This window comes from Burkholderia sp. Bp9031, from assembly GCF_003857965.1.
GTDB classification, from domain to species: Bacteria; Pseudomonadota; Gammaproteobacteria; order Burkholderiales; family Burkholderiaceae; genus Burkholderia; species Burkholderia ambifaria_A.
On sequence record NZ_QTPW01000003.1, the window covers coordinates 174,397 to 189,812 of the forward strand.

Sequence of the window (15,416 nt, forward strand, 5' to 3'; positions counted from 1 at the left end):
GCGGAACCGGGCCCTTGTCGTTCATCCGCGTCCGTACGAAGCGGATCAGACGACGTTGTCCAGCTCGCAATGGGCTTCGAGCCGATACCCGTCGGGATCGACGACGAACGCCGCGTAATAGCCGGGACCGTAGTGTTCGCGCTTGCCCGGCCCGCCGTTGTCCTGCCCGCCGTGCTGCAGCGCGGCGCGGTAGAACGCATCGACTTCCACCGGCGATGCCGCGCGGAACGACACGTGCAACCCCGACTCGGGATCGGCAACGACCGGACGCGCCGCGTGCTGCAACCACAGCACCGGTTCGGTGGTGCCATAGCCGAGGGATCCGTCGTCGCTGTGCAGGCGCTTGTAGCCGAGTGCACCGAGCGTGCTGTCGTAGAACGCGCGGCTGCGGTCGATGTGGGCAACGCCGAACGAAAGGTGATCGATCATGTGTGGCTCCTTGAACTGAAGGGGGACGTCAGTGCAGCAAACCTGTTTTTAACCACCATGACGGTTATGTTAGGAAGCGCCTGCGTGCTTGTCAACCGGCATGGTGGTTAGATACGATCGAGGCATGAACGAAACGCAACCTTCCGTCACGATGGACTGCCTGATTCCGGCGCCGTCCGAAACGCTGAGCATCGATTTCGCGAACACGCTGTACTGGCGCGGCGCCGACGCGCCGACGGAAACCTTCTGCACGCCGGGCGATCTGTTCACCTGGTGCCGCGAACAGGCGCGCGTGCCGGCCGGCCTGGCCGACGCGTGTCGCGCACAAGCGCAGCAAAGGAATGGCGAGCCGGCGATGCTGGCGCGTGCGCTCGCGTTGCGCGAGGCGCTCTATCGGCTCTTTCATGCGCAGGCCGAGCGGCGCGAGCCGCAAGCCGGCGATCTCGCGCTGCTGGGCGGTTTTCTGGTGGAAGCGGCACCGCGCGTCGAGCTCGCGCGGGTCGACGGCGGCTATGCGTGGCGGATCGGGGAGGCGGGCGCGACGCTCGCGGGGCTGTTGAGCCCGGTGCTGTGGTCGGCGACCGACCTGCTGGGCGGCGCGCGGCTCGCGAAGGTCAAGCGTTGCGCGAACGACGCATGCCAGTGGCTGTTTATCGACGACAGCAAGAACGGCAGCCGCCGCTGGTGCTCGATGTCGTCGTGCGGCAATCGCGCGAAGGCGTACCGCCACTATCACAAGGTCGATTGACGGGGCCGCCTGTTCCAACCGTTCCACCCATCCCGTCCGTCCGACCCGAACCTATTTCGCCGACAGCTTCCGCCACAGCGTCGTCTTGCTGATGCCGAGCATCGCGCACGCGCGATCGCGGTCGCCGCCGCACGCGTCGAGCACCGCGCGGATCTCGTCGGCTTCCGCGCGGCGGCGGCGTGCGTGGAGCGTCTGCGCGTCGTCGGCATCGTCCGCGTCGGGCGGCCCCGCGAACAACTCGGGCGCGATCGCCTGCAGCGCGTCGGGCGCGAGCGCCGCGCACGCGGCGTCCGGCTCGTGTTCGTCGACGTCCTCGGCCAGTTCCACCGCGATCCGCTCGACCACGTTCTGCAGCTCGCGCACGTTGCCGGGCCACCGGTAGCGCGCGAGCGTCGCCTGCGTCGCGTCGAGCACGCGCATCGCATCGTCGACCTCGCGCACGCGTTCGGTCAGCCTCGGCTCGCGCCGCGCGGCCTGCACGAGCAGCGTGGCCGCGAGCGCCGGAATGTCGGCGGCCCGCTCGCGCAGCGGCGGCAGGCCGATGTTCAGGATGTTGAGCCGGTAATACAGGTCGGCGCGGAACGTGCCGGCTTCGACCGCCGCAAGCAGCGGCCGGTGCGTCGCGGCGATCACGCGCACGTCGATGCGGATCGGCTCGGTCGAACCGAGGCGGATTACCTCGCGCTCCTGCAGCACGCGCAGCAGCCGGCTTTGCAGCGACGGCGGCATCTCGCCGATCTCGTCGAGAAACAGCGTGCCGCGGTGCGCGGCCTCGAACAGCCCGGTCTTGCCGCCGCGCCGTGCGCCGGTGAACGCGCCTTCCTCGTAACCGAACAGCTCGCTCTCGAGCAGCGCTTCCGGAAACGCGCCGCAGTTGATCGCGACGAACGGATAGCTGCGCCGCACGGACAGCGCGTGCAGGCTCTGCGCGATCATTTCCTTGCCGGTGCCGCTCTCTCCGAGCACGAGTACGGTCGCGTCGGATTTCGCGTAGCGGCGCACGAGATCGCGCACGCGCGTCATCGGCGCGGACGCGCCGATGACGTCGTCGAGCGCGTAGCGTGCCGCGAACTGCTGCGTGTTCGGCTGCGAACGCAGCGCACGGTCGAGCCGTTCGACCGCGCGCGATTCCTGGAACGTCAGCACGCTGCCCGACGTGACGCCGCGGTCGACGAGCGGCCCGCGGTGCACGACGTAGCGCACGCCGCGCACGGTCGCGAGGGCGTCGCCGTCCTCGCCGCGCAGCGTGCGCAGTTCGGGCCGCAGGTCGACGAGCGCACGGCCGACGGCCGCTGCGGGTTCGACCCCGAGCGCCGACGCGAGCCGCTCGTTGATCGCCTCGACGCGACCGCGCGCGTCGAGCGCGACCACGCCATCGCGCAGGTGCTGCAACAGGTTGTCGAGTCGCTGGCGGCGAAACGCCTCGGCGTGCGTCGCGTATGCGACTTCGAGCGCCGTCTCGACCGCCTTGCGCACCGACGCGTGCGAATACAGGAACACCGCGCCCATGCCGGCGCTCGCCGCGAGATCGGTGACGAGGCCGGGGCCGACGATCGTCTCGATGCCGCGGTCGTGCAGGTCGTGCACGCAGGCTTCGGCTTCCTGCGCGGACTGATATGACGCAAACTGCACGTCGAGGCCGTAGGCGGCGACGAAGCGGCGTACTTCGGGCGGTGTCTCGCCGGCGCTGACGAGCGCGATTCGCGACGCATCGCGTCGTGCGCGTGCGAGCGCCTGCATCACGTCGAAGCCGGTCGGCGACACGACCACGACCGGCACCTGCGCACGCGTTTTCAGGAAGCCGCCGTTCGAGCCGGCCGCGACGATCACGTCGGGCCGCGCGGTGCCGGCCTCCGCGATCGCGCTCAGCGCGTCTTCGTACGCACGCGTGACGATGCGCACGTCGGCGCGTTCGTCGAATTCGCCGGCGATCTCGCGAAACAGGTCGCGCAGGCGGCTGATGCCCATCGCCCAGATGCGCGGGCGCACCGTACGATCGGCCGGGCCGACGGGCTTGGTCGAGGAGAGATCCATGACGACCGATTATGCGCGTGTGATTTCATTTTTGAAACATGAAATTGCTGAATTGAAATATCCGGGCGTTTCATCTCACGTGCCGGTTGCTTAAGAATCAGTGGGTTAGCGGCATTTCGCGAGCTGGCCCGGCTCTTGCTGTGTATGGGCATTCCTTCAGGAGGCCGTTCATGAGCAATACGCATCTTCAGAGCGCCGGCGCGAAATTCCGCGCGGCAGTCGCGGCCGAGCAGCCGCTGCAGGTGGTCGGCGCGATCACCGCGTACGCGGCCAAGATGGCGCAGGCCGTCGGCTTCAAGGCCGTCTACCTGTCAGGCGGCGGCGTCGCCGCGAATTCGCTCGGGATCCCCGATCTCGGCATCAGCACGATGGAAGACGTGCTGATCGACGCGAACCGGATCACCAACGCGACCGACCTGCCGCTGCTCGTCGACATCGATACGGGCTGGGGCGGCGCGTTCAATATCGCGCGCACGGTGCGCTCGTTCATCAAGGCCGGTGTCGCGGCCGTCCACCTCGAAGACCAGGTCGGCCAGAAGCGCTGCGGCCACCGTCCGGGCAAGGAAGTCGTGCCGACCGAGGAAATGGTCGATCGCGTGAAGGCCGCGGTCGATGCGCGCACCGACGACCAGTTCGTGATCATGGCCCGCACCGACGCGGCCGCCGCCGAAGGGATCGATGCGGCGATCGAGCGCGCGATTGCCTACGTGGAAGCCGGTGCGGACATGATCTTCCCGGAAGCGATGAAGACGCTCGACGACTACCGTCGTTTCAAGGCGGCCGTGAAGGTGCCGATCCTTGCGAACCTGACCGAGTTCGGCTCGACGCCGCTGTTCACGCTGGACGAACTGCGCGAGGCGAACGTCGACATCGCGCTGTATTGTTGCGGCGCGTATCGCGCGATGAACAAGGCCGCACTGAATTTCTACGAGACGCTGCGCCGCGACGGCACGCAGAAGGCTGCCGTTCCGACCATGCAGACCCGCGCCGAGCTGTACGACTTCCTCGGCTATCACGCATACGAGCAGAAGCTCGACGAGCTGTTCGCGCAGGGCAAGAAGTAACGCGGCCCGCGCGCCGGGACGCGTGTCCTGGGCGCTTTGCATGACCGGACCAGGCGCTGAAGCGCCGGATGCGGTCGACAGCTTTGCATGGGACCGCACCAAGCGCTAAAGCGCCAAGTGCGGCCTACACCGATACACATTGGAGAGTAGAAACATGAGCGAGACGAAAGACGCAGCAGCACCGGCCGCCGCAGGCGCATTCAAGCCGAAGAAGTCGGTGGCGCTGTCGGGCGTGACGGCCGGCAACACGGCGCTGTGCACGGTTGGCAAGACCGGCAACGACCTGCACTACCGCGGCTACGACATTCTCGACGTCGCCGAATCGTGCGAGTTCGAGGAAATCGCGCACCTGCTCGTGCACGGCACGCTGCCGAACCTGACCGAACTGGCCGCCTACAAGACCAAGCTGCGCGCGATGCGCGGCCTGCCGAACGCGCTGAAGGCCGCGCTCGAGCAGATCCCGGCATCGGCCCACCCGATGGACGTGATGCGCACCGGCGTGTCGGTGCTCGGCACCGTGCTGCCGGAGAAGGACGATCACAACCTGCCGGGTGCGCGCGACATCGCCGACCGCCTGATGGCGTCGCTCGGCTCGATGCTGCTGTACTGGTACCACTTCTCGCACAACGGCAAGCGCATCGAGACGGAAACCGACGACGATTCGATCGGCGGCCACTTCCTGCACCTGCTGCACGGCAAGACGCCGTCGAAGTCGTGGGTCGACGCGATGCACACGTCGCTGATCCTGTACGCGGAGCACGAGTTCAACGCATCGACGTTCACCGGCCGCGTGATCGCGGGCACGGGCTCGGACATCTACTCGGCGATCACCGGCGCGATCGGCGCGCTGCGCGGTCCGAAGCACGGCGGCGCGAACGAAGTCGCGTATGAAATCCAGAGCCGCTACAGCTCGCCGGACGACGCCGAAGCCGACATCCGCCGCCGCGTCGAGAACAAGGAAGTCGTGATCGGCTTCGGTCACCCGGTCTATACGATCTCCGATCCGCGCAACAAGGTGATCAAGGGCGTCGCGCACAAGCTGTCGAAGGAAGCGGGCGACCTGAAGCTGTACAGCATCGCCGAGCGCCTCGAGTCGGTGATGTGGGACGCGAAGAAGATGTTCCCGAACCTCGACTGGTTCAGCGCGGTGTCGTATCACATGATGGGCGTGCCGACCGCGATGTTCACGCCGTTGTTCGTGATCTCGCGCACGTCCGGCTGGAGCGCGCACATCATCGAGCAGCGCGTCGACAACAAGATCATCCGCCCGAGCGCGAACTACACCGGTCCGGAAGACCTGCAGTTCGTGCCGATCGAGAAGCGCTGATCGCCGGCCGCGCGCGCCGGCGCCCGTGATGCGGGCCGCCGGCGCGCGCGCAACGTCTTACCCCGAATTCCGCCCCACATCATGAATACCGCCTACCGCAAACCCCTGCCCGGCACGTCGCTGGACTACTTCGACGCGCGTGCTGCAGTCGAAGCGATCGCCCCCGGCGCGTACGACACGCTGCCGTACACGTCGCGCGTGCTCGCCGAAAACCTCGTGCGCCGCTGCGATCCGGCGATCCTCGCCGATTCGCTGAAGCAGATCATCGAGCGCAAGCGCGAACGCGACTTCCCGTGGTTCCCGGCGCGCGTGGTGTGTCACGACATCCTCGGCCAGACGGCACTCGTCGACCTCGCGGGCCTGCGCGACGCGATCGCCGAGCGCGGCGGCGATCCGGCGAAGGTGAACCCGGTCGTGCCGGTCCAGCTGATCGTCGACCACTCGCTCGCCGTCGAGTGCGGCGGCTTCGATCCGGACGCGTTCGCGAAGAACCGCGCGATCGAGGATCGCCGCAACGAGGATCGCTTCCACTTCATCGAATGGACCAAGCAGTCGTTCGAGAACGTCGACGTGATCCCGCCGGGCAACGGCATCATGCACCAGATCAACCTGGAGAAGATGTCGCCGGTGATCCAGGCGCAGGACGGCGTCGCGTATCCGGACACCTGCGTCGGCACCGACAGCCACACGCCGCACGTCGATGCGCTCGGCGTGATCGCGATCGGCGTCGGCGGCCTGGAGGCGGAGAACGTGATGCTCGGCCGCGCATCGTGGATGCGCCTGCCCGACATCGTCGGCGTCGAGCTGACCGGCAAGCGCCAGCCCGGCATCACCGCGACCGACGTCGTGCTCGCGCTGACCGAGTTCCTGCGCAAGGAAAAGGTGGTCGGCGCGTATCTGGAATTCCGTGGCCCGGGCGCGGCGAGCCTCACGCTCGGCGACCGCGCGACGATCTCGAACATGGCGCCCGAATATGGCGCGACGGCCGCGATGTTCTTCATCGACGGCCAGACGACCGACTACCTGCGCCTCACCGGCCGCAGCGACGAGCAGGTGAAGCTGGTCGAGACCTACGCGAAGGCGGCGGGCCTGTGGGCCGACACGCTGGGCAATGCGCAATACGAGCGTACGCTGACGTTCGACTTGTCGAGCGTCGTGCGTAACATGGCCGGACCGTCGAATCCGCACAAGCGGCTGCCGACGTCCGATCTCGCCGCGCGCGGGATCGCCGGCCAGTGGGAAGAGAAGGCGGGCGAGATGCCCGACGGCGCGGTGATCATCGCCGCGATCACGAGCTGCACGAACACCAGCAACCCGCGCAACGTGATCGCCGCGGCCTTGCTCGCGCGCAACGCAAATGCGAAGGGTCTCACGCGCAAGCCGTGGGTGAAGAGCTCGCTCGCGCCGGGCTCGAAGGCGGTCGAGCTGTATCTGGAAGAAGCGAACCTGCTGCCGGAACTCGAGAAGCTCGGCTTCGGCATCGTCGCGTTCGCATGCACGACATGCAACGGGATGTCGGGCGCGCTCGATCCGAAGATCCAGCAGGAGATCGTCGATCGCGACCTGTACGCGACCGCCGTGCTGTCCGGCAACCGCAACTTCGACGGCCGCATCCACCCGTATGCGAAGCAGGCGTTTCTCGCGTCGCCGCCGCTCGTCGTCGCGTATGCGATCGCCGGCACGATCCGCTTCGACATCGAGAAGGACGTGCTCGGCCACGATCAGGACGGCAAGCCCGTCACGCTGAAGGACATCTGGCCGACCGACGAGGAGATCGACGCGATCGTCGCGTCGAGCGTGAAGCCCGAGCAGTTCCGCAAGGTCTACGAACCGATGTTCGCGCGCACGGCCGATGCGGGCGAGCGTGCGGCGCCGCTGTACGACTGGCGTCCGCAGAGCACGTACATCCGCCGTCCGCCGTACTGGGAAGGCGCGCTTGCCGGCGAACGCACGCTGACGGGCATGCGTCCGCTCGCGGTACTCGGCGACAACATCACGACCGACCACCTGTCGCCGTCGAATGCGATTCTCGCGAGCAGTGCGGCCGGCGAGTACCTCACGAAGATGGGCCTGCCGGAAGAAGACTTCAACTCGTACGCGACGCACCGGGGAGACCACCTGACCGCGCAGCGCGCGACCTTCGCGAACCCGACGCTGATCAACGAGATGGCGGTCGTCGACGGCGCGGTGAAGAAGGGCTCGCTCGCGCGCGTCGAGCCGGAAGGCAAGGTCATGCGGATGTGGGAAGCGATCGAGACGTACATGAATCGCAAGCAGCCGCTGATCGTGATCGCCGGCGCCGACTACGGCCAGGGCTCGTCGCGCGACTGGGCCGCGAAGGGCGTGCGGCTCGCGGGCGTCGAGGCGATCGTCGCGGAAGGGTTCGAGCGGATTCACCGCACGAACCTGATCGGGATGGGCGTGCTGCCGCTCGAGTTCAAGCCGGGCACGAACCGCACCACGCTCGGCATCGACGGCACCGAGACCTTCGACGTGATCGGCGAGCGTACGCCGCGCGCCGATCTCACGCTCGTGATTCACCGCAAGAGCGGCGAGCGTGTCGAGGTACCGGTGACGTGCCGGCTCGATACGGCCGAGGAAGTGTCGATCTACGACGCGGGCGGCGTGCTGCAGCGTTTCGCGCAGGACTTCCTCGAATCGTCGCAGGCGGCTTGACCGGGGCAAACAGGGATAACGCAAACATGGCTCATATTCCTCAAATCAGGATTCCGGCGATCTACATCCGCGGCGGCACCAGCAAGGGCGTGTTCTTCCGGCTGCAGGACCTGCCGGACGCCGCGCAGGCGCCGGGCGCCGCGCGCGACGCGCTGCTGCTGCGCGTGATCGGCAGCCCAGATCCGTACGGCAAGCAGATCGACGGAATGGGCGGCGCGACGTCGTCCACCAGCAAGACGGTGATCGTGTCGAAGAGCACGCGACCCGGTCACGACGTCGACTACCTGTTCGGTCAGGTTGCGATCGATCGGGCGTTCGTCGACTGGACCGGCAACTGCGGGAACCTGTCGGCGGCGGTCGGCCCGTTCGCGATCAGCGGCGGCCTCGTCGATCCGGCGCGCGTGCCGCGCGACGGCATCGCGACCGTGCGGATCTGGCAGGCGAACATCGGCAAGACGATCGTCGCGCACGTGCCGATCACGAACGGCGCGGTGCAGGAGACGGGCGACTTCGAGCTGGACGGCGTCACGTTCCCGGCCGCCGAAGTGCAGCTCGAGTTCATGGACCCGGCCGCCGACGAAGAAGGGTCGGGCGGGTCGATGTTCCCGACCGGCAACCTCGTCGACGATCTCGCGGTACCGGGCGTCGGCACGCTGAAGGCGACGATGATCAACGCGGGGATCCCGACGATCTTCGTCGAGGCGGAAGCGATCGGTTATACGGGCACCGAGCTGCAGGACGCGATCAACGGCGATGCGAAGGCGCTCGAGAAGTTCGAGACGATCCGCGCGCACGGCGCGCTGCGCATGGGCCTGATCGACACGCTCGATGAAATCGCGACGCGGCAGCATACGCCGAAGGTCGCGTTCGTCGCGAAGCCGGCCGATTACGTTGCATCGAGCGGCAAGCGCGTGAACGCGGGCGACGTCGACCTGCTGGTGCGCGCGATGTCGATGGGCAAGCTGCACCACGCGATGATGGGCACGGCGGCGGTCGCGATCGGCACGGCTGCGGCGATTCCCGGGACGCTCGTCAACCTTGCAGCGGGCGGCGGCGAACGCAACGCGGTGCGCTTCGGGCATCCGTCGGGCACGCTGCGCGTCGGCGCGGAAGCGCAGCTCGAGAACGGCGAGTGGACCGTCACGAAGGCGATCATGAGCCGTAGCGCGCGTGTGCTGATGGAAGGCTGGGTGCGCGTGCCGGGGGATGCGTTCTGACGCGCGACGGTTCTCGCGTGCAACCACGCGGCGGTGAACCGGTACCCGATCCCTGCGAAGCGAACCCGCTGCGCAGGGATTTTTTCGTTGAACGCACGCGTGACGGAGGCGATCCTCATACCCAATGCGTTGGGCCCGTGGTCGTACCGATGCGCGCAAGCGGGCCGATCGTGGTGCATGAGGGCAGCGCAGGCGCTAAAGAGCCGACGCGGGTCGACCGCGAAGCATGGGACCAGCGCAAGCGTTGAAGAGGTACGCGGGTCGACCGCGAAGCATGGGACCAGCGTAAGCGTTGAAGAGGTACGCTGGTCGACCGCGAAGCATGGGACCAGCGTAAGCGCTAAAGCGCTAACGCTGGTCGACAGGAGAATCGCATGTCGCTTGATGCGCCGCTTTCCGGCGTCCATATCGTCGAATTCGAAGGTCTCGGCCCCGGCCCGCTCGCGGGCTGGATGCTTGCCGGAATGGGCGCGCGCATCACGCTGATCGCGCGTCCGGCCGGTCGCACGAGCGCGCCGGACGCGTTGCAGGGCCGCGACGGCGACCTGCTGCGCGAAGGCAAGACGATCGTCGAACTCGATCTGAAAACCCCGGCCGGCCGCGACGCAGCGCTTGCGCTGATCGCGCAGGCCGACGCGCTGATCGAGGGGCTGCGACCGGGCGTGATGGAGCGCCTCGGCCTCGGGCCCGACGCGTGCGCACGCCGCAATCCGAAGCTCGTGTACGGACGGATGACGGGCTGGGGCCAGGACGGCCCGCTCGCGATGGCCGCCGGGCACGACCTGAACTACGTCGCGCTGACGGGGCTGCTGTCCCTGTCCGCGCCGCGCGACGGCCGTCCGGGTGTGCCGCCGACCGTCGTCGGCGATGCGGGCGGCGCGCTCGGGCTCGCGTTCGGGATCGTCTGCGCGCTGTTCGACGTGCGCGGCGGCGGCCCGGGGCGCGTGGTCGACGGCGCGATCGTCGACATCGTGTCGATGCTCGGCTCGCTCGCGCTGTGGGCGCGCGCGAACGGGCAGCTCGACGGCGCACAGCCGAGCCTCTTCCACGACGCGCCGTTCTACGACGTATATCGCTGCGCGGATGGCGAATGCGTGACGATCGGCGCGCTCGAGCCGCCGTTCTATGCGCTGCTGGTCGAGCGGCTCGGGCTGACCGACGTCGATCCGGCGTCGCAGTACGATCGCGCGCGCTGGCCGGCGCTGAAGGCGCATTTCGCCGAGGTGTTCGCGCAGCAGCCGTCCGCGCATTGGCGCACGCTGCTCGAAGGCACCGACGCGTGCTTTGCGCCGGTGCTGAGCATGGCCGAAGCGGCGGCGCATCCGCACAATGCGGCGCGCGGGATTTATCGCATCGACGGGAACGGCAATATTCGCGCGCGCGTGGCGCCGCGGTACCTGCCGTCGACGGGGGACGGTGCGGAATAGGCGTGCCGGACTTTGCGTCGAGCAATCCTTATCAATGGCGGCAATCGTCTCAAGATTCGTGACGGCTTCAAATGGGGCTCGCCATCGGACAACATTTTTCGGCGTGCCGGAGAAGCGGCGCGAGGCCATTGTTTAATGGAGAATCCGTCACAAGAGAACCGTGACAATCGTCGACGGTGGTGAATGCGGGCGCTGCGACCGGTATGGGTGTCGACGGCCGCGCACGTTAGCACGCTATTTGGGCAGCACGATCTTCACTACCTGAACGCGAGCGGGGGAAAGGCATACCGATGAAATCTGCAGTGATGTTGGCGGCTATCCTGGCAGCCTTCGCAAGCGGCGCCCATGGCTCGACGACCTACGGCAGCTATGACGAGTTCTATGCAGTCCAATCGCGTGCGGCGTTCGGCGGCCCGATCGAGCACGACGCAAGCGTTCTATATTCCGACCGGAGCGGGGATGTCTACGGAGAATTTGGCGTCGAGTCGGGCGGGAAGACCCAACACGTCGAAATAGTGGGGAACCGCATGACGATTGGCGGAAAAATCTATCGCTTTTCGAACGCAACGACTTTCCCGGGTGAGCATCCAGTAGAAATTTACCCAGGCAGCGCTAGCGTATTTTTTGCCGAAAGCGTGCGCCACCGTCCGCCCGCTCTCTGCGTGGAAGGAAGCGGCAGCGGGTCGGGCGAAGCTGACCGCCACCGGCAGATTTACCTGCTGATCAATCCGTTTGCGGCGAAAAAGGACGTGACGTTTCTTCATTTGCCCAGCCTGCTTTCGTCCTGTCGGGCGGTATTGGCAACACCGGACGGGAAGTTTGCGTTTCCGAAGAACAGCTATCTGCTGGACGATGCGCAGGAGTCTCGTATCGGTCTCTCAATGTCGTACTACGTGTTTGAAAAGCGACGCTTCGTCCCCGTCCTGAACGACATTCGGCTTCGATTCGTGCGTCCCGACGTTCCATTTCAATTTTCGGTTCAGGACACGGAATAGGGCTCGTCGAAGCACGTCATCGGCCAATCCGGCTCACGCCTTTTCCTCCGGCGCATCCGGCATCTTGCCGTCGCCGACGCGGTTGATCGTGCCTTGCGCGATCGCGACGAGCCGCTCGTGATCCCCGTCGATGACGAACACGTGACACTGGCAGGTTGCCTGGTGCCGGCCCGCATAGACGACCTTCGCACGCGCGACGAGCGTGCCGCTCACGGCCGGCCGCAGGTAGTTGATCTTGTATTCGGCGGTGATGACGCGCGGGCCGAGCACGAGCGCGCCGGCGAACGTCAGCGCGTTGTCGGCGAGATAGCCGATCACGCCGCCGTGCACGAAGCCGTGCTGCTGCCGCAGTTCTTCCCGCACGGGCAGGCACAGCGACACCTCGTTGTCGCCGATATGCATCAGCTCCGTGCCCAGCAGCATGCTGAACGGTTGCGCGCGCAATGCGCCGCGCGCGTGATCCGTGATGTCCGTCATCGACTTCCTCGCAATCCGTGTCCGCTTGCGCTGAACTCTAGGAAGGGGGCTGCGGATAAGCAAGGAAATTCGTCCGCGTTTCTTGCGATTGCTGGCGCGATGCGACGCGATTATTGCGTCGAACGCGCGAGATGCTCTCGTTTGCGGGTGATTCGGCGGGAATAGCGGAGATCCGCTGGCCAGGAGCCTAAAGTCCGACGAAGAAATGCCGCTAATGTCGGGGCATTGCTCCATCGTCGGCTCTCCAGGAATCTCCCCCATGTTCGGAAAAATCAAGCTCGCGTCGGGTCTGCTCGGCGTGTTGACCGTGTTTTGCCTCTTTCTGTTCGCGATCGAGGCGCTCGGCTTCTGGGCGCTCGCGTCGACGCGCGGCGGCGTCGACGCTCTGTCGAAGGTCGCGATCGCGCAGGTCGACGCGGCCAGCCAGGCGACCGAGCGCCTGCTGGACGCGCGCGTGAACCTGTCGCGTGCCGGCACGCGGATGGTGCGCGGCGGCCCGAAGCCCGACGACATCATCCGCCATGCAAGCGCGTCGCTTGCCGAAGCGGACAAGGCATTCGCCGCGCTGACGGCCGCACCGGCAGTCGACGCAACGAACCGCGCGCGCGTCGCGGCGCTTGCCGAGCGCTATCGCGCGCTGCGTGGCGCGCTGGGCGAACTCGTGCAGTTCCTCGACGCCGACAACATCCAGGCGTTCCTCGACCAGCCGACGCAAGGCTTCCAGGACGCGTACCTCGCCGAACTGCACCGCTTCGCCGAGTACGGCGGCGCGTCGAGCCGCGACGCGCTCGACACGATCGACAGCGGGATGCAGTGGTTCAAGTGGGTCGGCATCGTGCTGCTGGTGGCGATGCTCGCGGCGAGCGCGGCCATTTACACGGCCGCGCGGCGCGCGGTGGTCGCGCCGCTGGACGAAGCCGGCCGTCATTTCGAGCGGATCGCGCAGGGTCGGCTCGACGAAGCCGTGCGGGCGGGCGGCGTGTTCGAGATCGACCGGATGCTGCGCGGCCTCGCCGCGATGCAGGCAAGCATCGCAGACACCGTGCGCACCGTGCGTCACGCGTCCGACGCGATCCACCTCGGCGCGGGCGAGATCGCAGGCGGCAACGCGGACCTGTCCGCGCGCACGGGCACGCAGGCCGCGTCGCTCGAGGAAACCGCCGCGAGCATGGAGGAGCTCACCGCGACCGTCCGCCAGAACACCGACAGCGCGCGTGCAGCCAGCGCGCTGGCCGACGCGGCGCTCGATGCGACGCGCCACGGCGGCGGCGTGGTCGACAGCGTGATCGACCGGATGCGCGGCATCGCGCAGAGCTCCGGGCGGATCGCGGAGATCATTTCGGTGATCGACGGCATCGCATTCCAGACCAACATCCTCGCGCTGAACGCGGCGGTCGAGGCCGCGCGGGCCGGCGAGCAGGGCCGCGGCTTCGCGGTGGTCGCGGGCGAAGTGCGCTCGCTCGCGCAGCGCAGCGCGCAATCGGCGAAGGAGATCAAGGCACTGATCGAGGAGTCGGTCGCGCAGATCGACGGCGGCTCGGAGCTCGTCGAGCGTGCCGGCGACGCGATGCGGACGGTATCGGCATCGATCACGCGCGTCGTGCAGACGATGTCGGAGATCACGGCCGCGTCGGTCGAGCAGAGCGTCGGCATCGAGCAGGTGAACCAGGCCGTCACGCAGATGGACCAGCTCACGCAGCAGAACGCGGCGCTGGTGGAGGAAGTCGCGGCCGCCGCCGCGTCGCTGAACGACCAGACCGCGCACCTGATGCAGGCGGTGTCGGTGTTCGAACTGGGCGGCGCGCGCGCGGTTCGCGGTGTTCGCGATGCGCGCGCGTCGTCGTTTGCCGCAGCCGGTTACGACGCGGCGGGTAGCGCCGCGTAAGCGGTCGCGAGGTGGTAGGGCGTCGTCGACGGCATGTCGGCGCGCGACACCTGCCCGTCGGCCGTCTTGCACTCGAACCAGCCGCGCGGATGCAGGAAGCGCGCGGCGAAGTGCTCGATCTGCTGCGCGAGCGGCGCGGAGGCCGACGTGCCGCCATGCGTCGCGAGCGCGCGCAGGTATTCGGTCTGCGCCCAGATCCGCTGCGTGCCGTCGATGCAGACGCCTTGCGCGTCGACCGCCGCGCATACGGCGCCCGTCTGCGGATCGATCCCGTGTTGTTCGGCGAACGCGAACGCGCGCGCGAGCGCGTCGGGGAGCCCGGTCTGCGCGAGCCGAGTGCCGGCCGCGTCGACGAGGTAGAACCATTCGAACTGGTGGCCGGGCTCGAAGCGGTTGTCGGCCGCCCCGAGCGGCAGCTCGGCGACGCAGCCGCTCGCCGGATCGACGAACGTGCGCTCGATGGCCTGCGCGGTGCGCGCGAGCGCATCGTTGAACGCGGCGTCGCCGAACGCATCGGCGGCCGCGAGCCATGCTTCGGTCAGGTGCATCAGCGGATTCTGCAGCGCGCCGCTGCCCGACGACGAGAAATCGGCGTGACGCGCGGCGTCGAGCAGCGCGTCACTCGGCTGCGGCGCGAAGCGGTCCTGGATCAGTGCGGCGGTGTCCTCGGCGACCGTGCGCGCCGCGGCGTCGCCCGACGCCGCATGCCATGCGGCGCACGCGAACACGACGAACGCGTGCGTATAGAGGTCCTTGGTCGTGTCGAGCGGCACGCCTTGGGCGTCGACGCTGTAGAACCAGCCGCCGTGGCGCGGGTCGCGGAAGCGGCTGCACAGCGAGTCGAACAGCGTGGCCGCGTGCGCGGTGTCGCCGGCCTGCGCGAACACAAACAGTTGCCGCGCGCACGCCATTGCGCGATAACGGGTGACGGGCAGCGGGGCATGGGTGGCCGGATCGACGGCCTCGAACGGCAGCCGCAGCGTGCGGTCGAACCCTGAACTCTGCCAGATCGGCAAGATGACGTGCGCAAAATGGTCGCGCAATCGGGCGGTCTGGGCGGAAGCGGAATCGGGAACGGACATGGCGGGGTTGAGCGCTTGGATCGAATCGAGTCGGCGCGGCCCGGAGCGGCGCGGC

General features: G+C 67.7%; 12 protein-coding genes. 8 read left to right on the top strand and 4 right to left on the bottom strand.

Annotation, left to right across the window (positions count from 1 at the left end; translation table 11 throughout):
• Nucleotides 1-45 precede the first annotated feature (45 nt).
• A complete protein-coding gene (locus DIE15_RS05880; protein WP_057925582.1) occupies nt 46-429 on the bottom strand; it encodes a VOC family protein in 384 nt (127 codons plus the stop codon).
• Between the two features lie 100 nt (nt 430-529).
• Between DIE15_RS05880 and DIE15_RS05885 the strand changes: the two genes are divergently transcribed.
• On the top strand, nt 530-1,177 hold the full coding sequence (locus tag DIE15_RS05885; RefSeq protein ID WP_124832627.1) for an ABATE domain-containing protein: 648 nt from the start codon (nt 530-532) through the stop codon (nt 1,175-1,177).
• A gap of 51 nt (nt 1,178-1,228) precedes the next feature.
• On the opposite strand, the gene prpR is transcribed toward DIE15_RS05885, so the two are convergent.
• Complete coding sequence (prpR, locus tag DIE15_RS05890; protein ID WP_124832628.1) at nt 1,229-3,211, bottom strand: propionate catabolism operon regulatory protein PrpR; 1,983 nt, start codon at nt 3,209-3,211, stop codon at nt 1,229-1,231.
• Between the two features lie 170 nt (nt 3,212-3,381).
• Between prpR and prpB the strand changes: the two genes are divergently transcribed.
• From prpB to DIE15_RS05925, 6 genes are all read left to right on the top strand, one after another.
• Nucleotides 3,382-4,275, top strand: a complete 894-nt coding sequence (gene prpB, locus DIE15_RS05895; RefSeq protein ID WP_057925585.1) for a methylisocitrate lyase — start codon at nt 3,382-3,384, stop codon at nt 4,273-4,275.
• 154 nt (nt 4,276-4,429) lie between these two features.
• The gene (gene prpC, locus DIE15_RS05900) at nt 4,430-5,602 is read left to right on the top strand and encodes a 2-methylcitrate synthase (protein WP_057925586.1); all 1,173 of its coding nucleotides are present in this window, start codon (nt 4,430-4,432) and stop codon (nt 5,600-5,602) included.
• Nucleotides 5,603-5,683: 81 nt separating this feature from the next.
• Nucleotides 5,684-8,278: a Fe/S-dependent 2-methylisocitrate dehydratase AcnD gene (gene acnD / locus DIE15_RS05905; RefSeq protein WP_124832629.1), complete on the top strand. Its 2,595-nt coding sequence runs from the start codon at nt 5,684-5,686 to the stop codon at nt 8,276-8,278.
• Between the two features lie 26 nt (nt 8,279-8,304).
• The gene (gene prpF / locus DIE15_RS05910) at nt 8,305-9,495 is read left to right on the top strand and encodes a 2-methylaconitate cis-trans isomerase PrpF (RefSeq protein ID WP_124832630.1); all 1,191 of its coding nucleotides are present in this window, start codon (nt 8,305-8,307) and stop codon (nt 9,493-9,495) included.
• 374 nt (nt 9,496-9,869) lie between these two features.
• Nucleotides 9,870-10,922: a CaiB/BaiF CoA-transferase family protein gene (locus DIE15_RS05915; RefSeq protein WP_124832631.1), complete on the top strand. Its 1,053-nt coding sequence runs from the start codon at nt 9,870-9,872 to the stop codon at nt 10,920-10,922.
• Nucleotides 10,923-11,212: 290 nt separating this feature from the next.
• Nucleotides 11,213-11,917, top strand: coding sequence for a hypothetical protein (locus DIE15_RS05925; protein WP_124832632.1), 705 nt, complete (start codon nt 11,213-11,215; stop codon nt 11,915-11,917).
• A 33-nt stretch (nt 11,918-11,950) separates the two neighbouring features.
• Here the strand turns inward: DIE15_RS05925 and DIE15_RS05930 are convergent, their stop codons facing one another.
• The gene (locus DIE15_RS05930) at nt 11,951-12,394 is read right to left on the bottom strand and encodes a PaaI family thioesterase (protein WP_057925591.1); all 444 of its coding nucleotides are present in this window, start codon (nt 12,392-12,394) and stop codon (nt 11,951-11,953) included.
• Between the two features lie 259 nt (nt 12,395-12,653).
• Here DIE15_RS05930 and DIE15_RS05935 point away from each other — a divergent pair, with 259 nt between their 5' ends.
• Nucleotides 12,654-14,279, top strand: coding sequence for a methyl-accepting chemotaxis protein (locus DIE15_RS05935; protein WP_124832633.1), 1,626 nt, complete (start codon nt 12,654-12,656; stop codon nt 14,277-14,279).
• Here the strand turns inward: DIE15_RS05935 and DIE15_RS05940 are convergent.
• Complete coding sequence (locus DIE15_RS05940; protein ID WP_124832634.1) at nt 14,252-15,361, bottom strand: AGE family epimerase/isomerase; 1,110 nt, start codon at nt 15,359-15,361, stop codon at nt 14,252-14,254. The genes DIE15_RS05935 and DIE15_RS05940 overlap by 28 nt on opposite strands.
• Nucleotides 15,362-15,416 lie beyond the last annotated feature (55 nt).